Origin of the sequence: Brevundimonas intermedia, assembly GCF_004614235.1 — a bacterium.
GTDB lineage: Bacteria > Pseudomonadota > Alphaproteobacteria > Caulobacterales > Caulobacteraceae > Brevundimonas > Brevundimonas intermedia_A.
Window position 1 is genome coordinate 46,158 of sequence record NZ_SPVH01000007.1, and the last position, 24,596, is coordinate 70,753.

Genomic DNA, 24,596 nt, shown 5'->3' on the forward strand with positions numbered 1-24,596 from the left:
ATGTCTCGCGTTCTGATTCTGAACCCCGCCGACGACGTCGCCATCGCCCTGGATGACATCGCCGTCGGCGATACGCCCGGCGGACTGGACGCTCCATCGCGCGCCGACATCGCCACCGGGCACAAGATCGCCCGCCATGCGGTGGAGGAGGGCGGTCTGGTCCGCCGCTACGGCCAGGTCATTGGACGCGCCAAGGCGGCCATCGCCGCCGGGGATCACGTCCACGTCCATAACCTGGCCATGGCCGAGGACGGGCGCGAGGCCGAGGTTGGCGCCGATCTGCGTCCGCCCGCGCCGCTGTCGGGCGCGACGTTCAACGGCATCGTCCGCCCGGACGGTCGGATCGGCACGCGGAACTACATCGGCGTCCTGACCAGCGTGAACTGTTCGGCGACCGTGGCGCGCCGCATCGCCGACGCCTTCCCGGACTCCAGCCTGCCCAAGGGCGTGGACGGCGTCGTCGCCTTTACACACCAGGGCGGCTGCGGCGGCTCGTCGCTTAGCAGCGACGTGACCCTGCTGCAGCGGACATTGGCGGGTTACGCCAAGCATCCGAACTTTCATTCCATCCTGATCGTCGGCCTGGGCTGTGAAGCCAACCAAATCCCGGCCTGGCTCGCCAACGAAGGCCTTCAATCCGGCCCGCATCTGCGCGCCCTGACCATCCAGGAGGCCGGCGGCACCGCTCGCGCAATCGAGGCCGGGATCGAGGTCGTCCGCGATCTTGTGGCCGAGGCGGCCAAGGTCGAACGCCAGCCTGTTTCTGCATCCCACCTGACGGTCGGCCTGCAATGCGGCGGTTCGGACGGCTGGTCCGGCGTCACCGCCAATCCCGCTCTGGGTGCGGCGGTGGATCTGCTGGTCGCCCACGGTGGTTCGGCCATGCTGTCGGAAACGCCCGAGATCTGGGGCGCCGAACACCTGCTGCTGCGTCGTGCGGCGTCGCAGGACGTGGCGGACAAGCTGAACGCGCGTCTGGAGTGGTGGCGCGACTATGCCGACCGCCATCAGATGGAGCTGAACAACAATCCGTCGCCGGGAAATCTGAAGGGCGGCCTGACCACCATCCTGGAAAAGTCGCTGGGCGCGGTGGCCAAGTCCGGTTCCACCCCGTTGAACGACGTGATCGGCTACGCCGAACCGCTGGAAGCCAAGGGGCTCAGCTTCATGGACAGCCCCGGCTACGATCCGTGCTCGGCCACGGGCCAGATCGCCTCGGGCGCCAATCTGATCGTCTTCACCACGGGCCGGGGGTCGGTCTTCGGCGCCAAGCCTGCGCCGTCGATCAAGGTCGCCTCCAACGCCAAACTGGCCAACTGGATGGACGAGGACATGGACATTGACGCCTCGCCCGTCCTGACCGGGACCAGCCTGGCCGAGGTTGGGGTCGTCATCTTCCAGAAGATGCTCGACGTCGCCTCGGGCGAGCCGTCCAAGTCCGAAGCCCTCGGCGTCGGCGACAACGAGTTCGTGCCCTGGCAGGTGGGGGCCTATCTCTGACGGCTGCGACACGCGGGCGCTTGCGTCTCACGGCTTGTCCATTATCGTGGGACGAATAAGCATAATGTGAGACGCCGCGCAGACGGCGAAGGAAAACGCCCATGCATCGTCGCTCCCTGCTGCAACTCGGCCTGACCGGCGCGCTCGCTTCAGCCGCGCCTGCCTTCGCTCAATCGGTCGGTCGCACCTTCGACGCCGCCGACTATGGCGCGGTCGGCGATGGCGTGACGATCAACACCCGCCCGGTCCAGGCCGCCATCGACGCGGCAGCGGGGCAGGGCGGGGGCGTGGTGGTGCTGAAGCCCGGCCTGTATCTGTCCGGCTCCCTGTTCGTGAAATCGGGCGTGACCCTGTCGATCGGCCGAGGCGCGACCCTGCGCGGGGTTCAGAACTTAGACGCCTATCCGATTGTCCGCACCCGCGTCGCCGGGGTGGAGATGGACTGGCCCGCCGGCCTGCTGAACATCTATCAGCAGCAGAACGCCAGGATCACCGGCGAGGGCCTGGTCGATGGCGACGGCAAGGTCTTCTGGGACAGCTATTGGGCCATGCGTCGCGACTATGACCCGCGCGACCTGCGCTGGGCCGCCGATTACGACTGCCGTCGCCCGCGATTGATCCACGTCTATGATTCCCAACAGGTCGAGGTCTCAGGCCTGAACCTGGCGCGGTCGGGTTTCTGGACGGTCCACATTTGCTATTCGCACGACGTTAAGGTCGCCGATCTGATCATCCGCAACAACCTGGGCGGCCGAGGCCCCTCGACTGACGGGATCGACATCGACTCGTCGGAACGGGTGCTGGTCGAGCGGTGCGACCTGTCGGTCAACGACGACGCCATCTGCATCAAGGCCGGCCGCGACTGGGATGGGCTGCGTGTCGCCCGCCCGTGCCGCCAGGTGAAGATCCGCGACTGTATCGTCCGCGACGCCCTGGCGGGCATGACGTTCGGGTCGGAAACCTCGGGCGGCTTCGACGACATCGAGGTGTCGGGCCTGCGGATCGAATATCCGGTGCCGCTGGGCATCTTCTTCAAGTCGGGTCACACGCGTGGCGGCGTCATTTCCAACATCCATCTGCGCGACATCCATCTGCAGGACGTGCGAACGCTGATGCAGGTCAATCTGAACTGGTATCCGAACTACAGCTACGCCCAGATCCCGGCGGGTATCACCGACATCCCCGACTATTGGCGCGCCCTGGCCACGCCGGTCCCGCGCGAGCAGGGCATCCCCCGCATCCACGATGTCCGCCTGTCGAACATCAAGGCCGTCGGCGGCAAGGTCGGCTTTGCCGCCGCCGCCTATCCCGAGGCGCCGCTGAAGGATTTCACCTTCGAACGGCTGGACTGGGACGTGCAGGACGCGGGCGCCATCGCCAACGCCGAGAACTGGCGCTTCCGCGACTGCAAGATCGACACCCTGGACGGCAAGGGCCCCAAGGTGACCGACTCGACGGGCGTCACCGGCCTGCGCCCACGGGGCGCCTGACACCTGCCCCCAAACCTTCAGCACCGAACAAAAAGAAGGCCCGGAGCGGTTCGCTCCGGGCCTTTAGTCTATCGCGCTAGAAGCGTCAGGGAGGGAAGATCAGTACTTCCAGCGCAATCCCACGGCGATCTCACGGCCGGTGTGACGGTAGTCGGACACGCGGTCCGTCACATCGACGTAGCGATCGGTATAAGCGTCAGTCAGGTTGATGCCTTCGAGCGAGAAGGTCAGGTTCGGCGTGAACTCGTACGACATGGAGGCGTCGATATTGGTGGTGTCGTTGACGCCCTCTTCCGAGTTGCCGTTCGAGCCGGGGAAGGACAGCAGATACTGGCTGCGGTGCGCGACTGAGACGCGGGCCTGGAAGGGGCCGTCCTCGTAATACAGGGTCGCGTTGGCGGTGTTCTTCGACTGGCCCGTCAGACGGTTCTTGCCGGCCGTGCCGTAGCTGACCTCGGAATCGACCCAGGTGACGTTGCCGGTGAAGCCGAAGTTGGACCACAGGCCGGGCAGGAAGGTGAAGGGCTGCTGGTACTGGATCTCGATCCCCTTCAGCGCCCCGCCTGCGCCGTTCAGGCGACGTGTGACCTGGAAGATGTCGGTCGGGGAGGCCGCGCCTTGCAGCAGTTCGTTCGGCAGGCCCAACTGGTTGTAGGGAATGCCCACCGTCTCGGACGTGATGAAGCTGTCGATGTCCTTGTAGAAAAGAGCGCCGGCCAGCAGGCCTTCGTTCTGGAAATACCACTCGACGGAGAAGTCGTAGTTTGTGGCGCGGAACGGGTCGAGCAGGGGGTTGCCGTAGGAGACGGTTCGCGTCGTCGGAGACACGCTGCCCCCGGGCGTCAGGTCGCCCAATGTCGGACGCGACATCACCTTGGCGGCGCCCAGGCGGATGACCAGGTCCTCACGCGGTTCCAGCGCCAGGTTGAAGGACGGAAGCACGTCTTCGTAGTCGTTCTCGGTCGTGACGTAGTCGTAGGTGGTGACCGGAGGCGTGCCCGTGGCGATCGTTTGCCAACCCTTGGCCGTGACCTCGGTCTGGGCGTAGCGGATGCCGGCGTTGCCGCGCAGGACCATGCCGGCGACGGTCGTGTTGAAGTCCGCCTGCAGGAAGATGCCCTTGTCCGTCTCGTCCACTTCCCGCTCGCTGCGGTTGGCGACCAAGGGGTCGTCGTAGAAGCTGAGGAAGTCGGCGATCTTCGAGATGTCGGGAACGATGAACGACAGGTCGGAGCCCGCGCCCGCGTCCACGCCGCCCGAGATGTCGACGACGCGGCCGATGCTGTCCACGCCCGTCAGCCGGTCCGCGCCGGTCGGGTTGGTCTTTGTGCGCGTCAGGCCGAAGGTCTCGAACCCATAGGTTCGGTATTCGCCGCCTACCTTGAAGGTCAGCGAGTCGGACCAGTCGTAGGCCAGCGAACCGGCGCCGACCTGATTGTCGAAGTTGCCGCCGGAGGTGCTGCGCGTGGCGTTGACCAGGGTGAAACGCTGGCCTGAAGTGACGTCGAAGCCGTAGTTGATCGTCGGCTTGCGATCATCCTCTCGGAAGTCGAAGCTGTAGCCGTTCACGCCAGCGGCCTCGAAGGCATAGGCGACGTTCATCGGCGTTCGCGCTTCCGAACGGTTGGCCCCGATCTTCAGATTGCCGCGCAGGCGGTCCGTGAAGTCGTGGCGCACGTTCAGCGACGCCTGGTAGAAGTTGCTTTCGTTGCGCGTGAAGCCGTTCTCGGCTCGCACCAGCATATTGTCGAAGACGCCGTACGACAGGATGTTCTTGTCGGCGTCGATCTCGTAGTCGCGCACGACGACGCTGTTCACAGCGGCGCGGCTGAACGACCAGGCCTCGATGTTGGGACTTTCCAATTCTGAGTTGGCCCGCGACCACAGCACGTCAAGCACCGCCTCGGTGCGATCGCTGGGCCGCCATTGCAGCGAGCCGGTCATGCCCAGGCGATCTTCCTGAGTATTGCCGAGGGTGTAACGCGGAATGCGCGGATAGAAGGCGTTCAGGACCGCATCACGCTGTGCCGTCGTCGTGCAGGGAATGCAGTTGCCGAAGTTCTGACCACGTCCATAAGGCGAGCCGGTCACTGGATTGACGTCCAGCGGATTGCCCTTCTGCCAGCGTGTGGTGTTGAAGCTGCCCAGGATCGGAGAACGTTCGGAGTAGGCGACCGACAGCAGGGCGCCGAAGGTGCGGTCTTCGTTCGACCAACTAAGCAGGCCCGCCAGACGCGGGATCGTCTTCTCCGACAGGTCGTTGTACGAGCCCTGCACCGACAGGGCGGAGTTGAAGCCGCTGCCGCTGAAGTCCAGCGGGCGGCCGGTCTGCAAATCCACGGTCGCGCCCAGCGAGCCTTCCTCGATCTCGGCCGACTGCGTCTTGCGGACCTTGATGCTGTTGAACAGCTCGGACGCGAACATCGAGAAGTCGAAGCTGCGGCTGCGGTTGCCGCCGGATGCGGCCTGGGCTTCCAGGCCGTTGATGCGCGTGCGGGTAAAGTCGGAGTTCAGCCCGCGAACCGAAATGGTCGTGCCCTGGCCGTTGACGCGTTCGATGGTCACGCCGGGCAGGCGTTGAATGGCCTCGGCAAGGTTCTGATCAGGGAAGTCTGCCATGTCTTCGGCGAAGATCGCGTCCACGGCGCCAGCTTCTTGGCGCTTGATGTTCAGCGCCTGTTGCAAGCTGGAGCGGAAGCCGGTGACGACGATTTCATCGACGACGGTCGCGTCCTGGGCGGCTTCTTCCGCCACGGGTGCGGCCGGGGCGGTCTGGGCCAGCGCCGACGAAGCGCCCATCAGGGCCGCCAGGGATACGCCAACGGCGCACAGAGTCCGGGTGTTGGTCCGTCGCATTCGTTCTCTCCCCATCCCGGTGGCCATCTGGCACCGGTGTCATTTTTTGGTATGCTGTCGCGCATAGTCGGATTGGCGACGTGCCGTTTATTGCAACAGCTTCCCGCATTTTGCAACAAGGTCATGTTCGAACAGAGACAATCCGTCGAAAATTCTCGACAAAACCTCGACAATTCAGGCGTCGGGTCTCGACAAATTGTCGATGTTTCTAGGCGCGGCGCTCGACTTCGACGGCATAGACGTGGTTGGCGCCGTGCATGTTCGACACGAAGACGATCCATTTGGCGTCCGGCGTGAAGGTCAGATTCGGCTCCAGCCGGTAGTCGTGGTTCGACAGGTCCACCAGCCGTTCCGAGCGCAGATATTCGACGAAGATCTGGTCATCCTTGTCGCTGGACGGATCGGCGTCGACGATCGGTTCGGGGCGCAGCAGGACGAGCCATTTGCCGTCGGGCGCATGGGCGACCATGTCGCCGTCGCCGCCGTCGCCGGCGAACAGGGTTCCGTCCGGCGAGACGTTGTAGTGGACGGACCAGTCGTTCTGCTCGACCCGGCGATAGACGCGACGGCCCGTCTCCAGATCGACCGAGGCGACCCAGAAGACCTGGCCGCGTGGGGTCTGCAGGTCATAGAGGACCTGCTTTCCGTCCGGGCTGAACCATTCGTGGCCGAAAATCTCGAAGTTCATCGTCCGCTGGTGGGTTTTCCTCAGGCCCGTGCCGTCGGCGCGGATGGCCCACATCCGGTCCACCCGGTGCCAGGGCCCTTCGTGGCAGAAGATGATCTGCTGCGGATCGGTGGGCGAGAACTGGGTGTGGCCGATCCATTCGTTGGTCTTGTGGATCACGCGCCGTTCGCCCGTCGCCAGGTCGATGACGAAAATCTCCATCGGATAGCGGGCGGCCCAGCGCTGGAGCATCCGCACGCCCTTGGCGCGGGCGAAGTTCAGCGGCTTCCCGTCGGGGCCGTTGGCTTCGTACTCGGCCTGGTCGAAGCGACGGTTGCGGGGGTCGGGCACAGTGGGCTGAAGCGGCTGGCTGTCATAGGCGACGAAGCCCAGCAGCAGGGTCTCGTCGGCGTTGACCGAGTTGATCTGGCCGTTCGGTATCCGGCCGATTTCGCGACGTTGTTTGGTGTCGGCGTCGATGACGAACAGGGTCTTGGCGCGGTCCATCAACTGGCCTTCGCCAGGCGCGGTGACGGAATAATAGACGTTGCGGCCCTTGCGGCCGGTGAACATCAGGTCGGCGTCGTGATCGGGGACCAGGACGCTGACGGCCCAGGTCGCCAGATCAACGGTCGAGATGCCTTGGGGCGTGGAAATGACCATCAGGTCGGGCGCGCCGGCCTTGGGCGGCAGGAACATGTTCTTGTAGAAATAGGGCTTTCCGCCGCCGCCATCGGGCGAGACGCGGCGTATGCGGTGGCCGGTCTTGGGATCTACCCACTCGGTCGGGACCGGGCCGTCCCAGCGCGGCCGCTCGACCGGCGTCTCTTGGGTGGACGGCGGGGCGGTGTTGGGCGCGGGCCAGACGGGGGTCTGGCCCGGCGCAGGTGGGGCGGCGGGCGCGGTCTGCTGCGCCTGAACGGTCGTCGTGGCGAAGGCGCCGACGGCGGGGGCCGCGAACAGGGCCTTCAGGGCGGTGCGTCTGGAGGTCGTCATTGGGGGCGTTCCTCTCGGTTCTTGTGGATTACGGCGCGGGGGTCAGGCCTTCGACCCGAACGGTCCAGCCGTTCTTGGGAAAGCCTGGGGCGTGGCCGCTCGATCCGTCCCAGCCTGCCGCCATCAGGCCGACGGCCATCAGCAGCGAGCCATTGGACGGGAAATAGGTCTCGGCGGCGCGGCGATAGCCGGGACCGTCGGGATTGACCGCCATCTCGACCCCGCCGGCGCCGGCCGAAACAGGGACCAGCTCGTCGGCGTGCTCGTCTAGGTGAACGCGCGGGGTCATGCCGGTGACGCCCCACTGATTGTTCTTCAGGTCGGCGAACAGCCAGTTCACGGCCTTTTCCGGTTCGCCGATGCGGGCCGCCGTCATGGCCATCATCGGGAAGTCCCAGCCCCAGGTCTGACGCACGTCCCAGGTCTGCTCGACCGCCTCGAATGTGCGGCGCATGGCTGCCGGGTCGATCCGCGCGCCGGGTATGAAGCCATAGGCCATCAGGAAGGAGGGATGGTCGCGGTTCTTGCACTGGGCCGCCGCCGCGTGCTTGCGACAGGCGTCGGACATGGCTGTTTCCCAGAAGTCCGGCAGGTTCTCGATCGGCAGATACAGGCCGTCCTTCATCGGCGGCGGTGCGATCCTGGCCAGGGCCTGATCCCAGTCGGCGCGGCGGGCCTGTCCCTTGCGTTCACGCCAGGCTTGCGCGGTTTCCAGCGCCCAGCGGAAATACTCGACCTCGAAGGTCGGGTTCACGGTGGTCAGGGGATCGTAGTTCTCCTGCGCCGGGATCATCGGCGTGCCCAGGTTCAGCCGGCCTTCGTGTTCGATGGGCCAGGAGGCCAACAGGTCGGCGGTCGCCTCGACCAGCTCGCCATACCGATCCAGCACGGCCGGGTCCTTCTCGGCGCGCCAGACCAGTTCGGCCAGGAGGATCGGGTGCGGCTGCTGCCACATGATGAAGGGCGAGACCAGGCTGGGGCTGTTGCGGCCCTCGGGTCCGACCATCTTGGGCCACCACGCGCCCTTGACGTGGTGACGGGCGGCCTCGGCGCGGGCGTTGTCCAGATTGCCGACATACCAGGGCAGGCTGCGCTCCAGCATGTCGGGATGGCCCCACATGGCCTGCCAGCCGGCGTGCCAAGGGTGCATTTCAAGGTGGAACTTGCCGTACCAGCTGTTGGAGAACAGGCCCTCTTCCTGGGGCGGCAGTTCGCCGGCGCCGTTCACGGCCGACAGGTATTGGGACAGGACCACGCGACGTTCCAGCTCGGCCGCGCGCGGGTCGGTAGAGCCCGTGAAATCGACGGCGCCGCCTTGGGTCCAGAAGCCGTTCCAGTGGGCGGTCGTCGCCTGAACACCGGCGCTATAGGCGGGGGTCGCGGGCGCCTGGGCCTGTTGGTCGAAACGGACCATGACGGTCAGCCGGTCGCGACCGGAGGAGACGACGCGGAAGGTGTCGGCGCCGCTCTGTTCGATCTTACCCGAGGCGGTGATGCTGGAATAATAGGTGGTGTCGTCCAGAGTGCGGCGAATGTGGACGTCGCCCGTGTCGGAGGCGACGATGCTCAGGCTTTGCGCGTCAGAGGCCTCGAACGTCGTCGGGTCGGGATTGATGGCGGGGTTCACGCCGGGATAGCGGACCTGGACGCCCAGACCATTGGCTGCAACGAGAGGCGAGGCGATCTCGACCATGACCATGTCCAGCGTCGGGTGGACGCGGGTCACGACCTCGACCGGCTGGCCGTCATAGGTGAAGCGGCTGGTCAGGGCGCCGGACCACAGGTCCAGCGTCTGGCGCGTGTCGGCGACCTTGGCGAAGTCCAGCGGCTTGCCGTCGGCGAAGGTCAGGCCGATGCGGCTGAGCGAGAACCGATGCGGATTGGCCCGCAGCCAGGTGTAGGCGGGCTGGGTCTCGGCCACCGCCCAGGACTTCATCCAGGCATAGGGCTGTTCGCCCCGACCCGGCACGGGCACGTCGATCAGGCCGTCCTGTTCGGTATAGCCGTTCGGATTCGGGAAGCTGTGCCAGGCCCACTGGGCCATGGTCAGCAGGGGGGCCAGTTCCGAATACTGCTCGGGGAAGGTCTGAAGCCCCGTGATGTCGGCGGTGAAGCCCAGGTCGCCGTTGCCCAGCATGATCGGGGCATGGCGGTCGATCGCGGTCAGGCTGACGTTGTGACGCGTGACCAGGGCGTGACGGTCTATCGGCGCGGCGGGCGCGACGGCGGCGGTAGGCGTCACCGTCTGGGCGCAGGCGGCTGTGGGGCCGGCCAGCAGGGTGAAGGCGAGGAGGGCGGTGCGAAGACGCATCAGGCGGCATCCTTCTTCAGGCCAAGGCCGGCGCCCTTCCAGCCGTACCAGGCGACGACGGCGAAGCAGACGGCGGGCAGCAGGAAGGCGACATTGGCGCCGTAGAGGTCCGCGATCTTGCCCATGGGCCAGGGCAGCAGCACGCCGCCGCCGATGGCCATGACCATCAGGGACGAGGCCTTCTTGGTGCCGGCGCCCAGGCCGGTGGTGCCCAAGGCGAAGATGGTGGCGAACATGGTGGACATGAAGAAGAAGACGGCCAGCAGGGCGATGGGCGAAACCTTGTCGATGCCCGCCGCCACGATCAGGGTCAGGACCACATTGATCACGCCATAGGTGGTCAGCAGGACGCGCGGCCTGATCTTCAGCAGCAGCGCGGTGGCGAAGAAGCGGCCGACCAGATAGCCGATGGCCGCCAGCGACAGCATGAAGGCGCCTTGCTGAGACGTCAGACCCTGCCAGTTGTGGGTCACCAGATTGATGAAATAGGCGCCGATGCCAACCTGGGCGCCGATATAGAGGGCCTGGGTGATCACGCCGGCGATGAAGTGCGGCTGCTTCGACAGGGGCAGGGCGGGGGCGTCGCCCTCCACTGCGTTACCGTGGTCCGACAGGCCGGTTTCCGGCAGGCGGGCGCGCCAGACGGCGAGGGCGAACAGGACGACGCCGACGGCGATCAGGCCATAGACGATCTGGATCGAGCGGGTCGCGCCGCCCAGGGCTTCGGTCGTGGTGGGGCTGAAGAAGACGGCGCCGCCGATCAGCGGGCCGAAGAAGACGCCCAGGGCATTGAACGACTGGGCCAGGTTCAGCCGCTGCGAGGCCTTGGCCGGATCGCCCAGCACGTTGACGTAGGTGTCAGCGCTGGTCTCCAGAATGCACAGGCCCGCGGCGAGCACGAACATCGAGCCGACGAAGGGCAGGAAGGCGTCCGCGCCCGCCGCCGGGATGAACAACAGGGCGCCGATGGCGGTGACCGCCAGGCCCGACACGATGCCGAACTTGTAGCCCCGCGCGTGCAGCAGCATTCCCGCCGGGATCGACAGCAGCAGATAGGCCCCGAAATAGGCGATCTGCAGCCAGGCGCTGTCGGCCTGGCTGATGCTCAGCGTTTCCTGGAAATGCTTGTTCAGCACGTCCAGCAGACCGTAGGCCAGGCCCCAGATCAGAAAGCAGGCGATGGCGAAGGCCAGCGGGCCCTTCAGCGAACCGGCGGGTTTGGCGAGCCCTCCGGGGGTGTGGGCGGCGTCGGTCTCGATGACCATGGGATACTCTCCTGGATTTCCTCGGGGCCTAGCCGTCTTGATGCGGCTTCGGCGGAATGGGTGTCAGATGCGGTAGATCGCCTCGGCGTTGGCGGCGAACAGGCGGTCGCGTTCGTCGGCCGAAAAGTCGGCCGTGATCGCGTCGAAGGCGGAATAGAAGGCGTCAAAGGTCCCGTGAACGCTCTCGACGGGGAAGTCGGAGGCGAACATGGCGCGCTGGGTCCCGAAGGCGTCGATGCAGTCCAGCACGACAGGCCGGATGCTGTCGGGCGTCCAGGCGCGGTCGGTGATGCCAAGGCCGGAGATCTTGATCGAGACCTGGGGCTGGGCGGCCAGCAGGCGCAGGCCCGTGCGCCACCGCTCAATACCGATGGCGTCGCGGTCGGTCGGCAGGCCAGCGTGGTTGACGATCATGGGGATGTCGGGATGGCGCGCGGCGATGATGGCGGCGGTCGCCATCTGCGACGGATAGAGCTGAAGGTCGAACGACAGGCCGTGGCGCGCCAGCCTGGCGAACCCCTCGACCCACTGCGGATCGCGCAACAGGTCGCGGTCGGTATAGGTCTTCAGCGGATCCTCGTGCCAGCAGACGATCTGGCGGATCCCGCGCACGTTCGGCCGGGCGGCGTGGGCCTCCAGCAGGGCGTCGAGGTCGGGATCGAGCAGGTCGGCGCCGGCGACGATGGCGTGCGGATAGCCGTACTCATCCGCCAGCGACTGGAGCCAATCGGTTTCGGCCAGTTGCCGGCCGATGGGCTGGCCGGCCTCGACATGGACGATCTTATCCACGCGCCAGCCGGCCGTGTCGGCGAGGTAGTCCTTCAGCAGATAGTTCCTGTGCGCGATGGGCGACATGTCCCCCGCCGGATTGTTCGGCAGGGGATCGTCCTGAAGCCAGCCATAGCGCGCCCGCGACAGGTCCCACAGGTGGACGTGGCCGTCGACGATGCGAAGATCAGACGCCACCCGCGCGCGCCTAATAGGTCGTTCTGCCGCCCGACGTATCGAACGTCGAGGCGGTGGTAAAGCTGCATTCTTCCGAGGCCATGAAACAGACCATGGCGGCGCTCTCGTCGACCTCACCCAAGCGACCCATCGGGATCTTGGAGCGCATGTAGTCGACCTGGCTTTGCGGCATCTGGGCCAGGATCGGGCTTTCGAAGGTGGCGGGGGTCAGGGCGTTGGCGATGACGCCCTTGCCGGCCAGTTCCTTGCCCAACGACTTGGTGAAACCGATTACGCCCGCCTTGGACGCCGAATAGGCGCTGGCGTTCGGATTGCCTTCCTTGCCGGCGACCGAGGCCACATTGACGATCCGGCCGTAGCCGTTGGCCAGCATGAAGGGCACGACGGCGCGCGAGCAGTAGAAGACGCCGTTCAGATTGATGTCGACGACCCGCTTCCAGCTGTCGATCGGGAACTCGTGGACCGGCACGGTGGCCCCGGTGATGCCGGCCGAGGCGACCAGGATGTCGATGTGGCCCAAGGCCTTGTTCGAGTCCTCGGCCGCCGCAGCGACGGCGTCGGCGTCGGATACGTCCAGGGCCACGACGTGGGTCGCGCCAACTTCCTCGGCCGCCGCTTTCAGCGCGTCGGCGTTCAGGTCCCACAGCACGACCTTGCCGCCCTCGGCGACGATCCGGGCGGCCGAGGCCTTGCCCAGGCCCGAGGCGCCGCCGGTGACGACGGCGGTGCGGCCCGAAAAACGGCCTTGATAGGCGCTCATCGCGTCCACTCCACGAAGGTCTGGCCTTGCTCGCCCAGCTTCTGGATGCCCAGGCGAACCGTGTCGCCGGCCTTCAGATAGAGCGGCGGCTTCTGGCCCAGGCCCACGCCCGGAGGGGTGCCCGTGGTGATCAGATCGCCGGGCTCCAGCGTCATGAACTCCGACAGATAGGAGACGATCTCGGCGACGCCAAAGATCATGGTCTTCGTATTGCCGGTCTGCATGCGCCTGCCGTTCAGGTCCAGCCACATGTCCAGGTCCTGGACGTCGCCCACCTCGTCGGTGGTGACGAGCCAGGGGCCGACCGGGCCGAAGGTGTCGCAACCCTTGCCCTTGTCCCAGGTGCCGCCGCGCTCGGTCTGGAAGGCGCGCTCGGACACGTCGTTGATCAGCACATAGCCGGCGACGTGATCCAGCGCCTCGTCCTGGGTGACATAGGTTGCGGGCTTGCCGATCACGATACCGAGTTCGACTTCCCAGTCTGTCTTTTCCGAACCGCGCGGAATGATGACGTCGTCGTTCGGCCCGTTCAGGCAGGTGATGGCCTTGGTGAAGACCACCGGCTCGCCCGGAATAGGCAGGTTGGATTCTGCGGCGTGGTCGGCGAAGTTCAGGCCGATGGCGATGAACTTGCGGCTGCCGTTCACCGGAACGCCATAGCGGGGCTGGCCCTCGACCAGGGGCAGGGTGGTCGGGTCGATGGCCTTCAGCGCTTCGAGCGCCGCGCCATGCAGTTGATCCGGCGTGATGTCGGCGACGACGCCCGACAGGTCGCGGATCCGCCCCTCGGCGTCCAGCGTGCCCGGCTTCTCCTGGCCCTTGGGGCCATAACGCAGCAGTTTCATTCTTGAGTGTCTTTCGTCTTAGCGCGCGTAGGGGCGGTGCAGGGCGATGTCGCGGTTCAGCTCGACGCCGAAACCAGGCGCATCCGGCACCTTGAGCTTGCCGTTCACCGGAACCGGTTCACCGATCAGCTGCGGATGGAACATGGGCACGACCTCGTCGGCGCCGGGGGCCATCATCAGGAACTCCGCGAACGGGCTGTTATGGCGCGTCACCACGAAGTGGTAGGAATAGACGGACGATCCGTGCGGGATCATCAGCACGCCCTTGGCGTCGGCCATGGCGGAAATCTTGATCAGTTCGGTCACGCCGCCGCACCAGCCCACGTCCGGCTGGATGATGTCGCAGCATTCCATTTCCAGCAGCATGCGGAAGCCCCAGCGGGTGGCCTCATGCTCGCCGGTGGTGACCAGCATGCCCTTGGGCGCATTCTTCTTCAGCGCCTGATAGCCCCAGTAGTCGTCAGGGCTCAGCGCCTCCTCGATCCACTTCAGACCCAGCTTGTGGGCTTCGTGGGCCAGGCGGGTGGCGTAGTTCAGATCCAGCGCCATCCAGCAGTCGAACATCAGCCAGAAGTCGTCGCCGCAGGCGTTCCTCATGGCCTCCAGCTCGGCCAGGTTCTTACGCAGGCCTTCTTCACCTTCGGCGGGGCCGTGGTGCAGGGGCATCTTGCCGCCGATGAAGCCCAGTTCCTTGGCTTTGTCGGGTCGCGCGCCGGTGGCGTAGAAGGTCAGCTCGTCGCGGACAGGGCCGCCCAGCATGGCGAAGACCGGTTCCTGGCGCAGACGACCGAGCAGATCCCACAGCGCCAGATCGACGCCGGAGATGGCGTTCACCACCAAGCCCTTGCGGCCATAGTACTGGGTGGAGAAATACATCTGGTCCCAGATCTTCTCGACCTCGGACGGATCGCGCCCTTCCAGAAAGCGGGCCAGGTGTTTTTCGACGATATAGGCGGCGGGTTCGCCGCCGGTCGTGACGGCAAAGCCGACGACGCCGTTCTCGGCCTCGATCTCGACCACCAAGGTGCCCAGCACATTGATGCCGAAGCTGCGGCGGCTCTGGCGATACTCGGGATATTTCGCCATGGGCGTGGCGATATGGTCGTCGATCCAGTGGCCATCGCCCTGGTCATGATAGTCGGCGCCGCCGCCTGAACCGTCGTTCTTCACGACGAAGGCGCGGACGTGTTTGATCTTCGGCAGGCGGCTCATTGAGAAATCACCGGCATTTGGTGATTTGCTCCCATCATGCGGGATTTCACTGGCTTTCCTCCGTGCGCCGCGTCAAACTCAACCCAGTTCCCCGGACAAGCTTGCGTGTTTTGCTACATTCTGAGAATGAGGATTACGAAATGGGACGAGTGGCGTCAATCAAGACCGCACAGGTCGATGGGGAAGAAGAAGTCGGCGCCAAGGCGTCCGGCAGTCAGACCCTGCTGCGCGGCCTGGACGTGATCGACGCCCTGATGGAGGGCTCGCTGCCTCTGGCCGAGCTGTCCGAGAAGCTGGACCTGACCCGCAGCACGACCCACCGGCTGGCCTCGGCCCTGGTAGATCGTCGCCTGCTGTCGTTCCGCCCGCGCGAGGGTTACAGCCTGGGGCCGAAACTGCTGGAACTGGGCCATGCCGCCAGCCAGCAGATGCATCTGCCGCGCGTCGCCCGGCCCTGGCTGGAACAGCTGTCGGCCCAGACCGACGACACGGTTCACCTGGGCGTCCTCGATGGCCGCCACGCGCTCTATCTGGACAAGGTCGCCGGTCGTCGCCGCATCAACATCGGCTCTCGCCTGGGCGAACGGCATCCCATCGCCTCGACCGGTCTGGGCAAGGCTTTGATTCTCGACAAGTCCGAGCCTGAGTGGATCGACTTCTATGCGCCCGAAGGCGCGCCCTATGATTCGTCGGCCCGGGCCGTCTGGCTGGAGCGGATGCATGGCTACGCCCAGAAGGGCTACGCCTTCGACCTGGAAGAAAACGAGGACCAGATTCGCTGCGTCGCCGCCCCGATCCGTTCGGTGGACGGCCATATCGTCGCCGCGCTCAGCGTCTCCTCGGCCGCCCAATACATGTCCGACGCCCGGATGACGGAACTGACCAAGACCGTCACCGACGCCGCCAACGCCATCAGCGCCGACCTCGGTTGGCTGCCGAAACCCTGAACACAGTGAAACGCCGGAGCCCGCATGCTGCTTGAGAACAAGGTCGTCCTGATCACGGGCGCATCGCGGGGTATCGGACGGGCGACGGCGATCGAGGCCGCACGCCAGGGCGCGAACGTCGCCATCAACACCTACAAGGATGAGGCGGTCGCCGCCGAGGTGGTCGCCGAGATCGAGGCCTTGGGCCGCAAGGCCATCGTGGTCGACGCCGATGTGGCCCAGCCGGACAGCGCCACGGCCTTCGTGAATGCGGCGGTCGAGGCGTTCGGGCGGGTGGACGTCTTCGTCTCCAACGCCGGCATCTGCCCCTTCCACGCCTTCCTCGACATGCCGGTCGAGACCCTGCGCCGCACGATGGAGGTCAATCTCCACGGGGCCTATTTCATGACCCAGGCGGCGGCGAACCAGATGGTGCAGCAAGGGGAGGGTGGATCGATCGTCGCCATCAGCTCGATCTCGGCCCTGGTCGGCGGCGAGATGCAGACCCACTACACCCCGACCAAGGCGGGGGTGCACAGCCTGATGCAATCCTGCGCCGTCGCCCTGGGTCGCCATGGCATTCGCTGCAACTCGGTCCTGCCCGGCACCATCGCCACCGACATCAACAAGGACGATCTCGCCGACCCGGCCAAGCGCGAATATATGGAAGGCCGCATTCCGTTGGGGCGTCTGGGCAGGCCCGAGGACATCGCCTCGGTCGTCGCCTTCCTGGCCTCGGACATGGCCGGCTATATGTCGGGCGCAGCCTTGCTGGTCGATGGCGGCGCCTTCGCCAACTTCCAGTAGGACGGGCGCGTGATCATCTCGTCGCCGGGCGATTACCGAGAGGCCGCGCGGCGCAAGCTGCCGCCCTTCCTGTTCCATTACATCGACGGCGGCGCCTACGCCGAGCAGACCCTGCGCCGCAACGTCGAGGACTGGCAGGCCATCGCCCTGCGTCAGCGCGTGCTGCAGGACATGACCAGCCTCAGCCTGGAAACCCGGCTGTTCGACGAGACCCTGCGCCTGCCCATCATCCTGGCGCCCGTCGGCCTGACCGGAATGTACGCCCGGCGCGGCGAGGTGCAGGCGGCCAAGGCGGCGGCGTCGCGCGGCGTGCCCTTCACCCTGTCCACCGTCTCGGTCTGTCCGATCGAGGAGGTGGCCCCCGCCATCGACCGGCCCATGTGGTTCCAGCTCTATGTGCTGCGCGATCGGGGCTTTATGCGGAATGCGCTGGAGCGGGCCAAGGAAGCGGGGGTGAAGACCCTGGTCTTCACCGTCGACATGCCGACCCCCGGTGCCCGCTACCGCGACGCCCATTCGGGCATGAGCGGCCCCAATGCCGAGATCCGCCGCATGGTCCAGGCCATGACCCATCCGGCCTGGGCCTGGGATGTGGGGCTGAACGGCCGGCCGCACGACCTGGGCAATGTGTCGGCCTATCTGGGCAAGCCGACGGGCCTGGCCGACTATATCGGCTGGCTGGCCAACAACTTTGATCCGTCGATCTCGTGGAAGGACCTGCAATGGATCCGCGACTTCTGGGACGGGCCGATGATCATCAAGGGCATCCTCGACGCCCAAGACGCCCGTGACGCCGTCAGCTTCGGCGCCGACGGCATCGTGGTTTCGAACCATGGCGGGCGCCAGCTGGATGGGGTGCTGTCTTCGGCCCGGGCGCTTCCGGCCATCGCCGAGGCGGTGAAGGGCGATCTGAAGATCCTGGTCGATTCCGGCATTCGCAACGGCCTGGACGTGGTCCGCGCCATCGCCTTGGGCGCCGACGCCGTCATGCTGGGTCGGGCCTTCGTTTATGCGCTGGCGGCGGGCGGCGAGGCTGGCGTCGGCAACCTGCTCGACCTGTTCGAGAAGGAGATGCGGGTGGCGATGACCCTGACCGGCGCCAAGTCGGTTGCCGGGATCACGCGGAACATGCTGGCGCTCTAGCCGAGCGGTCGCACTCCTCAACGCGTCATCCTCGCCCTCGTGGCGAGGATTCAGACCCCGGTGCATCCGTCCTGAGACCGGGAGTCTGGATCCTTGGGACAAGCCCAAGGATGACGGAGGGTGGTCTCGCCTACGCCCCCAACGCCTCGATCAGGTCGCCCATGTTGCGGATGAAGACCGAGGTCGAGACGCCCTCGACCGGGAAGTCCGTCTGATAGGGCGAGGTGTCCCACAGGTCGCCGACGCGGGTCATCTGATATTCGCCGCCGGTGACCGCCGTGGGGGAGGGGCCTTTGTAGGGGTTGGACGTTGTCGTCAGCGGCGTGGGCCAGTAGCCGCGGGCGTTCAGCCCAGCCATGACCTCGGCCGCGCGATTGGCGTGCGGGCGGGTCGGACGGCGCGCGTCGCTGGACATGTCCCAGACGTCCACGTCCTGAAGCGTGAAATATTTCGGTAGGTTCAGCGAGCCGGGGCGCGCCTTCAGCGGCGAGCCTTGGGTCGCCTCCTCGACCGGAAGGGCCGACAGACGCGCATATTCGGCGCGGAGGGCCGGGGTGTCCACGTTGCGGAACGAGCCGTAGTGGACGATCAGATTTGTGGGGTTGTCGTCGGAATAATACTGGCCGTTGGCGATGTTGGACCCGCGACGGTGGATATAGATCGGCGTATTGGCGCCTTCCAGGACGAAGGTTGGGTGCGTGCGGCCCGGCGTGTTCAGCGGCGGCTTGGTCGCCACCTGATCCAGCCAGTCCATCGCCTCGGGCAGGCGCGCCAGATATTTCCGGTCACCGGTCAGGCGATAGAAGCCCAGCATCGAGCGGATGTTGGTCCCAGTCGCATGGGTGACGAAGGCCTGGGGCTCGATGGTCCGCGCGCCGGCGGGCTTTAACGTGTCGGGGAAGTGCTGCAGGCCCCAGGCCGGTTGCGGTTGCGGCTGCTGGGTCTTCACGAAGATGTCCATGCCGCGGTTGATGGCGTCCAGAATCTTCGCATCGCCCCGGCTGTTCCGCGCCAGGCCGTGATAGGCATAGATCAGGAACTCTAGGTTCTCGCCCGCCACATCGTCGTTGAAGGTGATGTAGGGCGTATAGTCCGCGCGGCCATGCAGGCCGCCGTTTTGGACGAACGGATAGCGCTGGGGCCAGCCGCCGTTTTCGTACTGGCTCTCCAGCACGAAGCTGATCGCCTTGTTCAGCGGCGCCAGATATTTGCGGTCCTTCTTCTCAAGATAGACCCGCAGCAGCAGTTGCGACGCCTCGGCCGTGCCCGCGTCGTCGAAGGTGGCGTTGCCGTAATAGTGGTGGAATTCCTCCAGCCGCCAAGCATTGGCGCCGACCGTGCCGTACCACTGCTTCAGCGACTCCTCGCCAGCGGTGTCGATGACATAGTTCCAGCCGCCCAATGGGTGCTGACCCTTGACCAGGGCGTCGGCGGCCTTCTTGGCGGCCTCGTAGTAGAAGGCGTCGCCGGTGGCGTGATAGGCGTCCAGAAACAGGTGGCCGACGGTCGCCGTGCCGGGCGGCTGGACCCAGATCATGGTCGGGCTGGCCTCCAGCTCTCCCCAACGGCGCGAGAAATCGGGCAGATATTGCCAGACATAGCCGCCATCGACTGCGGCCTCCTCGCTCATGAACCGGGCGGCGCGCTTCATGGCGTCCAGCACGGCGGCCCGCTCGGGCGATGCCTGGGCGAGGGCGGGGCCGGATGCGGCGACGAAGGTGGCGGCGGCGCCGGCGGCCAGCAGAGCGCGGCGGTTCATGGACGTTACGGACATGGGAACTCCTGGTGTGACCTCTCTCGGACGGTTCTTGGCGACCGTTTCGAAGCGTCACTCAAGCATGCCTGACACCGGTTTCCTAGTCCTTGGAAGCCAATGAAAAAGGCCGCATGGACTTCTCCACGCGGCCTCCAGCAAATCACGACGTTTGCATCCTCAACGGCGGATATCGAACCCACCGTCGCCCATGGCCGCGCGCACCTCGTCGGTTGTGAACAGGTTGAAGTCGCCGGGCACGGAATGTTTCAAGCCCGCTGCCGCCAAGCCGAAGTCTAGCGCCTCCTGGTCCGACCATCCGCTCCACAGACCGAACAGCACGCCCGAGGCGAACGCGTCGCCGCCGCCGACGCGGTCCACGACGCCGGCCATGTGAATGGCCTCGGCGCTAGTTTCGATGACATTGTCGCCATCACGGGTCAGCATGACCGCCGACAGGGCCTGGTCGGCGACGCTGCCCTGAACCCGCAGGGTGCAGGCGATGCGTTGCAGGCGGGGGAAGGCGGCGAAAGCGGCCTTGGCGGCGTCGCGGCGGCGAACGGCCGGATCGGCGTTATCAAACTTGGTCTTCAGAACCAGGGAGAAGTCGCGGTCGTCGGCGAAGGCGACCGTGGCGCCGGCCAGCATCTTGCCCAGGGTGGTCGGCGGATCGCCGTCCCACTGTTCCCACAGCTTGCCGCGGAAGTTGCCGTCATAGCTGACCTTGACGCCCTTGCGGACGGCAGCCTCGATGATGGCCACGGCGGCGGCCGAACCGTTCGGCCCCGTCGCCGGAGTCACGCCCGAGGCGTGCAGCCATTCGACCCCGTCCAGCAACTGATCCCAGTCGAAGGCCGTATCGACATGTTCGACGAAGGCGGAGCCGGCGCGGTCGTAGAGCACCTCCGACGGACGACGCACGGCGCCGGGCGTCAGGAAATACAGGCCCATCCGGCCGGGCTTGAATACGACCTGCGAGGTGTCGACGCCGTGCTTGCGCACCTCGTCGCGCACGCCTCGGCCAAGCGCATTGTCGGCCAGGACCGTCGCCATGCTGGTCGGCGCGCCAAAGCGGGCCAGGGACACGGCGACGTTCGCCTCGGCCCCCGCCGGACGGATCGTCAGGGCGGGGGACTGCATCAGCAGTTCGTTCTGATTGGGCGAGAACCGCAGCAGCATCTCGCCGAAGCAGAGGATGCGTCTGGATGGGGCGTTCTGGGACATGAAGACTAACCGCAGCGGGATCGGATCGGCACTGTGCCTGAAAGCGATGCGATGGCGAACGCCTTCAATATTTCGTCGTCATCCTCGCCCTTGTGGCGAGGATCCAGACTCCCGGTGCTTCCACAGGTGCGCCGACGGTGAAACCGGGAGTCTGGATCCTCGGGACAGGCCCGAGGATGACGGAGGGGGGGCGTTAGCGCGCCTGCCAGCCGCCATCGACCGGCAGGATGGCGCCTTGGACATAGTCCGAGGCCCGGCTGGCCAGGAAGACGGCCGCGCCGCCCAGGTCCGAAGGCTCGCCCCAGCGACCGGCGGGGATACGCCCCAGGATCTCGGCCGAACGGACCGGATCCTCGCGCAGGGCCTGGGTGTTGGCCGTGGCGAAATAGCCGGGGGCGATGGCGTTGGCGGTGATGCGGTGCGGCGCCCACTCGTTGGCCATCAGTTTGGTCAGGCCGGCGACGCCCGACTTGGAGGCGGTGTAGGAGGGCACGCGGATGCCGCCCTGGAAGGACAGCATGGAAGCGATGTTGATGATCTTGCCGCCGTCGCCCTGCTTGATGAACAGACGGGCGACCGCCTGGCTCATGAAGAAGACGGTCTTCAGATTTATGTTCATCACCAAGTCCCAGTCGGACTCGGTGAAGTCCACCGCGTCGGCGCGACGGATCAGGCCGGCGTTGTTCACCAGGATGTCGATCCGGCCCATGGCGGCCAGAGCTTCCTGAACCACGCGCTCGACCGGCTCGATCGAGGTCAGGTCGGCGCTGATGGCGTGGGCGCGACGGCCCAGGGCCTGCACCTTGGCGACCGTGTCGTCGGAATCCGACAGGGCGACCGAGACGATGTCGGCGCCGGCTTCGGCCAGGGCCAGGGCGATGCCTTGGCCCAGACCCGTGTTGCCGCCAGTGACCAAGGCGACCTTGCCGGTCAGGTCGAACGGATTGCTCATGTTTTTCTTCCTCTTGTCCTGATTACTTCAACTGGCAGATGTCGAGCTTGTACATGTCGGTGTAGTCGAGATTTTCGCCGCCCATGCCCCAGATGAAGGTGTAGTTCGACGTGCCCGCGCCCGTGTGGATCGACCACGGCGGGCAGATCACGGCCTCGCCGTCGGCGATGACGATGTGTCGCGACTTGTCCGGCTCGCCCATGAAGTGGAAGACGCGGTCGTCCTCGCTCAAGCCGAAATAGAGGTAGGCTTCCGAACGGCGGTCATGAATGTGGGGCGGCATGGTGTTCCACACCGAGCCGGGCTTGAGCACCGTCACGCCCAGCAATAGCTGGCAGGACTTCACCTTGGCCGGCACGACATACTGGTAGATGGTCCGTTCGTTCGACGTCTCCAGCGCGCCCATTTCCAGCGGCACGGCCTCGTCGATCGAGATCTTGGTCAGGTCGTATCGGGCGTGGGCCGGAGTGGCGACCAGATAGAATTTCGCGGGCTCGGCGGGATTCTTGGAGGCGAAGCTGACGTCGCTCGATCCCATCGGCACATACAGGCCGTCGCGGAAGCCCAGTTCGATGGTCTCGCCGTCCACCGTGATCGAACCGGCGCCGCCGATATTGACCACGCCCAGTTCGCGGGCCTGCAAGAACGGGGCGCCTGCCAGCGACGGCGGCTCCGAGTGGGTGGGGAGGGTCAGGGCGGTCTCGGCCGGGGTCGCGCCGCCGATGATCATGCGCTCATGGTGGGAATAGTTCAGGCTGATCTGGCCCGAAACGAACAGACCCTCGATAAGATAGCGATCCCGCAGCTGCTGGTTCGAGGCGCCGTCCATCATGTCAGGATGGGTGGCCTGATAGACTTTGTCGTACATGGGGTCGTACATTTGGGTCTCCCTGGGAGCTCACAGCGCGAGCCACAGTGACGGATCTTGCGTCCGTCCTTCTGTGGACTAGGTAACCGGTGTCATATTATGATGCAATCGATTACACCATAATCGCCGACATCTGTTCGGCATCGCTTCGCCACCGTCTTGAGGATTCCCCCATGAAGATCGCTCTCATCATTGAAAACAGCCAAGCCGCCAAAAGCGAGACGGTGCATGCCGCGCTGACCGCCGTTGCGGAACCCCTGGGCCATGAAGTCTTCCACTATGGAATGTATGCGGCCGAGGACAAGGCGTCGCTGACCTATGTGATGAACGGCGTGCTGACCGGCATCCTGTTGAACTCGGGCGCGGCCGATTTCGTCGTCACCGGCTGCGGCACGGGCACAGGCTCGATGCTGGCCGCGAACGCCATGCCGGGCGTCTTCTGCGGTCTGATCATCGACCCGACCGACGCCTTCCTGTTCGGCCAGATCAACGACGGCAACGCCATCGCCATGCCTTACGCCAAGGGCTTCGGATGGGCGGCGGAACTGAACCTGCAGGACGTCTATCGCAAGCTGTTCGAAGGCGAGCGCGGCCTGGGCTATCCCAAGGAACGCGCCGAGATCATGCGCAAGAATCGCGGCGTTCTCAGCGACCTGAAGGCCGTGACCTGCCACGACATGCTGACGGTGCTGAAGACGATGGACCAGGACCTGCTGAAGGCCGCCATCGCCGGCGAGCGCTTCCAGGACTACTTCTTCGCCAACGCCACCGACGAAGGCATCCGCGACTATCTGAAGGGTGTTCTCGCCGCCAAGCCCGTTCTCGAAACGGCTTAAGGCCTAGAGGTCGGCGCGCGATCACGCGCGCCGATCCACCTTTTTCAAGCCGCGTTGATCGCGGACTTGCGCACCACCAGGGCCGGACGCACCTCGGGCTGCTGCATCTTGGCCGGATCGACGCCGCGCATCGGCGCCAGCAGTTTCTCGGCCGCCATCCGCCCCATGTCGCGGATCGGCAGGCGCACCGACGTCAGATTGGGCCAGACCCGAGCCGCCATCGGCAGGTCGTCGAAGCCCACGACCGACAAGTCGCGCGGCAACTCCAGCCCGCGATCCCGCGCCGCCTGCATCACGCCGATGGCCATGTCGTCGTTCAGGGTGAAGATGGCGGTCGGCGGCGTGTCCAACGCCAGCAGGGCGTGCCCGGCCTCGACGCCCGATTCGAACGTATAGGCGCCCTTGAAGTCGTAGGCGGGGTCCAGCGGGATGCCCCGCTCGGCCAGGGCGTCCAGGAACCCCTTGCCCCGCACGGCCGACGAGCGGAAGAGGTCCGGGCCGCGCACCAAGCCGATTCGCCGGTGTCCTAGGTCCGCCAGATGCGCCGCCGCCTCGGCAGCACCGATCCAGTCGTTGGTCACCACCATGGCCTGCGGTTCGTCCAGCGACACCGAGGCGATGCGGACATAGGGACAATCCAGGTCGCGCAGCAGGTCGATGACCTGTTCGTCCTCCGACACCGACGGCGGCATGATGACGCCATACAGACGCTGGCGTTCGACGAAGCCTCGAATGTCTTCGAGCAGGGTAGGGGAGTTGCGGTTGCACGGGTGGACGACCAGTTCCAGGCCCGAACCCTTCAGCGCATCCAGAACGCCCTGTTGCATGTTCACGACATAGGTCGGGCTAGGGTTGTCGTAAATCAGACCGACCAGGAACGAGCGCCGGAACGCCAGGCCGCGTGCCTGGGGATCGGGGGTGAAGCCCAAGGTCTTGATGACGGCGTTGACCCGTTCGCGCGTGTCTTCCTTGACGAACGGCGATTGGTTGATGACCCGCGAGACGGTCTTCTTGGAGACCTGCGCCTCTCTGGCGACATCGTTGATCGTGGCCCGCTTGCCCGGTTTGCCGGATCGCGGATCGTCTTGAGCCAAGGTTCGGCTCCTTCCCTATGTGCAATGCAAAGGCATAGCCGCGACTCGCCGTCAGCGCCATGGGGCGTTGCTAAAGCGCATTGACACCGGTTTCCTTCGCCGCTCTTATCGAAGCTTATTCACGA

Annotated in this window: 19 protein-coding genes; 6 read left to right on the forward strand and 13 right to left on the reverse strand. The window is 65.8% G+C overall.

The window, feature by feature from the left end:
• Nucleotides 1–1,500 carry a UxaA family hydrolase gene (locus tag EGY25_RS14240; protein WP_135195695.1) on the forward strand — a complete coding sequence of 500 codons (1,500 nt, stop codon included), beginning with the start codon at nucleotides 1–3 and terminating at the stop codon, nucleotides 1,498–1,500.
• Between the two features lie 101 nt (nucleotides 1,501–1,601).
• Nucleotides 1,602–2,990 carry a glycoside hydrolase family 28 protein gene (locus EGY25_RS14245; protein ID WP_135195696.1) on the forward strand — a complete coding sequence of 463 codons (1,389 nt, stop codon included), beginning with the start codon at nucleotides 1,602–1,604 and terminating at the stop codon, nucleotides 2,988–2,990.
• Between the two features lie 99 nt (nucleotides 2,991–3,089).
• Here EGY25_RS14245 and EGY25_RS14250 read toward each other — a convergent pair whose 3' ends face one another.
• The 8 genes from EGY25_RS14250 to rhmD all read right to left on the reverse strand — a co-directional run bounded on the left by EGY25_RS14250 (nucleotide 3,090) and on the right by rhmD (nucleotide 14,868).
• On the reverse strand, nucleotides 3,090–5,846 hold the full coding sequence (locus tag EGY25_RS14250; protein WP_167762576.1) for a TonB-dependent receptor: 2,757 nt from the start codon (nucleotides 5,844–5,846) through the stop codon (nucleotides 3,090–3,092).
• A 208-nt stretch (nucleotides 5,847–6,054) separates the two neighbouring features.
• A complete protein-coding gene (locus EGY25_RS14255; protein WP_209308096.1) occupies nucleotides 6,055–7,509 on the reverse strand; it encodes an oligogalacturonate lyase family protein in 1,455 nt (484 codons plus the stop codon).
• Nucleotides 7,510–7,537: 28 nt separating this feature from the next.
• Complete coding sequence (locus EGY25_RS14260) at nucleotides 7,538–9,820, reverse strand: hypothetical protein (protein ID WP_245159485.1); 2,283 nt, start codon at nucleotides 9,818–9,820, stop codon at nucleotides 7,538–7,540.
• Nucleotides 9,820–11,085: a sugar MFS transporter gene (locus tag EGY25_RS14265; protein ID WP_135195698.1), complete on the reverse strand. Its 1,266-nt coding sequence runs from the start codon at nucleotides 11,083–11,085 to the stop codon at nucleotides 9,820–9,822. The genes EGY25_RS14260 and EGY25_RS14265 overlap by 1 nt, the downstream gene beginning before the upstream one ends.
• Before the next feature lie 63 nt (nucleotides 11,086–11,148).
• The gene (locus EGY25_RS14270; protein ID WP_135195699.1) at nucleotides 11,149–12,051 is read right to left on the reverse strand and encodes an amidohydrolase family protein; all 903 of its coding nucleotides are present in this window, start codon (nucleotides 12,049–12,051) and stop codon (nucleotides 11,149–11,151) included.
• A 10-nt stretch (nucleotides 12,052–12,061) separates the two neighbouring features.
• The gene (locus tag EGY25_RS14275) at nucleotides 12,062–12,811 is read right to left on the reverse strand and encodes an SDR family NAD(P)-dependent oxidoreductase (protein ID WP_135195700.1); all 750 of its coding nucleotides are present in this window, start codon (nucleotides 12,809–12,811) and stop codon (nucleotides 12,062–12,064) included.
• A complete protein-coding gene (locus EGY25_RS14280) occupies nucleotides 12,808–13,656 on the reverse strand; it encodes a fumarylacetoacetate hydrolase family protein (RefSeq protein ID WP_135195701.1) in 849 nt (282 codons plus the stop codon). Before EGY25_RS14280 ends, EGY25_RS14275 begins: the two co-directional genes overlap by 4 nt.
• Before the next feature lie 18 nt (nucleotides 13,657–13,674).
• A complete protein-coding gene (gene rhmD / locus EGY25_RS14285; RefSeq protein ID WP_135195702.1) occupies nucleotides 13,675–14,868 on the reverse strand; it encodes an L-rhamnonate dehydratase in 1,194 nt (397 codons plus the stop codon).
• A gap of 140 nt (nucleotides 14,869–15,008) precedes the next feature.
• Between rhmD and EGY25_RS14290 the strand changes: the two genes are divergently transcribed.
• The 3 genes from EGY25_RS14290 to lldD are packed head-to-tail and all read left to right on the forward strand — an operon-like array spanning nucleotide 15,009 to nucleotide 17,744.
• Nucleotides 15,009–15,815, forward strand: a complete 807-nt coding sequence (locus EGY25_RS14290; RefSeq protein WP_135195703.1) for an IclR family transcriptional regulator — start codon at nucleotides 15,009–15,011, stop codon at nucleotides 15,813–15,815.
• 24 nt (nucleotides 15,816–15,839) lie between these two features.
• Nucleotides 15,840–16,601 (forward strand): SDR family NAD(P)-dependent oxidoreductase, encoded by a 762-nt coding sequence (locus EGY25_RS14295; protein WP_135195704.1) that lies wholly within the window; start codon nucleotides 15,840–15,842, stop codon nucleotides 16,599–16,601.
• A 9-nt stretch (nucleotides 16,602–16,610) separates the two neighbouring features.
• On the forward strand, nucleotides 16,611–17,744 hold the full coding sequence (gene lldD, locus EGY25_RS14300) for an FMN-dependent L-lactate dehydrogenase LldD (RefSeq protein ID WP_135195705.1): 1,134 nt from the start codon (nucleotides 16,611–16,613) through the stop codon (nucleotides 17,742–17,744).
• Nucleotides 17,745–17,874: 130 nt separating this feature from the next.
• Here the strand turns inward: lldD and EGY25_RS14305 are convergent, their stop codons facing one another.
• The 4 genes from EGY25_RS14305 to kduI form a co-directional block, all read right to left on the reverse strand.
• Nucleotides 17,875–19,518, reverse strand: a complete 1,644-nt coding sequence (locus tag EGY25_RS14305; RefSeq protein WP_135195706.1) for a pectate lyase — start codon at nucleotides 19,516–19,518, stop codon at nucleotides 17,875–17,877.
• A 159-nt stretch (nucleotides 19,519–19,677) separates the two neighbouring features.
• Nucleotides 19,678–20,721, reverse strand: a complete 1,044-nt coding sequence (locus EGY25_RS14310; protein ID WP_135195707.1) for a sugar kinase — start codon at nucleotides 20,719–20,721, stop codon at nucleotides 19,678–19,680.
• Between the two features lie 193 nt (nucleotides 20,722–20,914).
• Nucleotides 20,915–21,673: a 2-dehydro-3-deoxy-D-gluconate 5-dehydrogenase KduD gene (kduD, locus tag EGY25_RS14315; protein WP_135195708.1), complete on the reverse strand. Its 759-nt coding sequence runs from the start codon at nucleotides 21,671–21,673 to the stop codon at nucleotides 20,915–20,917.
• A 22-nt stretch (nucleotides 21,674–21,695) separates the two neighbouring features.
• Nucleotides 21,696–22,541: a 5-dehydro-4-deoxy-D-glucuronate isomerase gene (gene kduI / locus EGY25_RS14320; protein ID WP_135196060.1), complete on the reverse strand. Its 846-nt coding sequence runs from the start codon at nucleotides 22,539–22,541 to the stop codon at nucleotides 21,696–21,698.
• A 173-nt stretch (nucleotides 22,542–22,714) separates the two neighbouring features.
• On the opposite strand from kduI, the gene EGY25_RS14325 reads away from it, so the two are divergent.
• On the forward strand, nucleotides 22,715–23,377 hold the full coding sequence (locus tag EGY25_RS14325) for an RpiB/LacA/LacB family sugar-phosphate isomerase (RefSeq protein ID WP_135195709.1): 663 nt from the start codon (nucleotides 22,715–22,717) through the stop codon (nucleotides 23,375–23,377).
• Between the two features lie 44 nt (nucleotides 23,378–23,421).
• Here the strand turns inward: EGY25_RS14325 and EGY25_RS14330 are convergent, their stop codons facing one another.
• Nucleotides 23,422–24,471, reverse strand: a complete 1,050-nt coding sequence (locus EGY25_RS14330; RefSeq protein ID WP_135195710.1) for a LacI family DNA-binding transcriptional regulator — start codon at nucleotides 24,469–24,471, stop codon at nucleotides 23,422–23,424.
• Between the last annotated feature and the right edge of the window lie 125 nt (nucleotides 24,472–24,596).

What these genes read in the sequence shown, in the direction of transcription:
- EGY25_RS14260 (WP_245159485.1), bottom strand. Translation starts at nt 9,820, where the DNA reads ATGCGTCTTCGCACCGCCCTCCTCGCCTTCACCCTGCTGGCCGGCCCC.
- EGY25_RS14240 (WP_135195695.1), top strand. Translation starts at nt 1, where the DNA reads ATGTCTCGCGTTCTGATTCTGAACCCCGCCGACGACGTCGCCATCGCC.
- EGY25_RS14305 (WP_135195706.1), bottom strand. Translation starts at nt 19,518, where the DNA reads ATGTCCGTAACGTCCATGAACCGCCGCGCTCTGCTGGCCGCCGGCGCC.
- EGY25_RS14295 (WP_135195704.1), top strand. Translation starts at nt 15,840, where the DNA reads ATGCTGCTTGAGAACAAGGTCGTCCTGATCACGGGCGCATCGCGGGGT.
- EGY25_RS14310 (WP_135195707.1), bottom strand. Translation starts at nt 20,721, where the DNA reads ATGTCCCAGAACGCCCCATCCAGACGCATCCTCTGCTTCGGCGAGATG.
- EGY25_RS14290 (WP_135195703.1), top strand. Translation starts at nt 15,009, where the DNA reads ATGGGACGAGTGGCGTCAATCAAGACCGCACAGGTCGATGGGGAAGAA.
- EGY25_RS14280 (WP_135195701.1), bottom strand. Translation starts at nt 13,656, where the DNA reads ATGAAACTGCTGCGTTATGGCCCCAAGGGCCAGGAGAAGCCGGGCACG.
- rhmD (WP_135195702.1), bottom strand. Translation starts at nt 14,868, where the DNA reads ATGAGCCGCCTGCCGAAGATCAAACACGTCCGCGCCTTCGTCGTGAAG.
- EGY25_RS14245 (WP_135195696.1), top strand. Translation starts at nt 1,602, where the DNA reads ATGCATCGTCGCTCCCTGCTGCAACTCGGCCTGACCGGCGCGCTCGCT.
- EGY25_RS14265 (WP_135195698.1), bottom strand. Translation starts at nt 11,085, where the DNA reads ATGGTCATCGAGACCGACGCCGCCCACACCCCCGGAGGGCTCGCCAAA.
- EGY25_RS14255 (WP_209308096.1), bottom strand. Translation starts at nt 7,509, where the DNA reads ATGACGACCTCCAGACGCACCGCCCTGAAGGCCCTGTTCGCGGCCCCC.
- EGY25_RS14250 (WP_167762576.1), bottom strand. Translation starts at nt 5,846, where the DNA reads ATGCGACGGACCAACACCCGGACTCTGTGCGCCGTTGGCGTATCCCTG.
- EGY25_RS14275 (WP_135195700.1), bottom strand. Translation starts at nt 12,811, where the DNA reads ATGAGCGCCTATCAAGGCCGTTTTTCGGGCCGCACCGCCGTCGTCACC.
- kduD (WP_135195708.1), bottom strand. Translation starts at nt 21,673, where the DNA reads ATGAGCAATCCGTTCGACCTGACCGGCAAGGTCGCCTTGGTCACTGGC.
- EGY25_RS14325 (WP_135195709.1), top strand. Translation starts at nt 22,715, where the DNA reads ATGAAGATCGCTCTCATCATTGAAAACAGCCAAGCCGCCAAAAGCGAG.
- kduI (WP_135196060.1), bottom strand. Translation starts at nt 22,541, where the DNA reads ATGTACGACAAAGTCTATCAGGCCACCCATCCTGACATGATGGACGGC.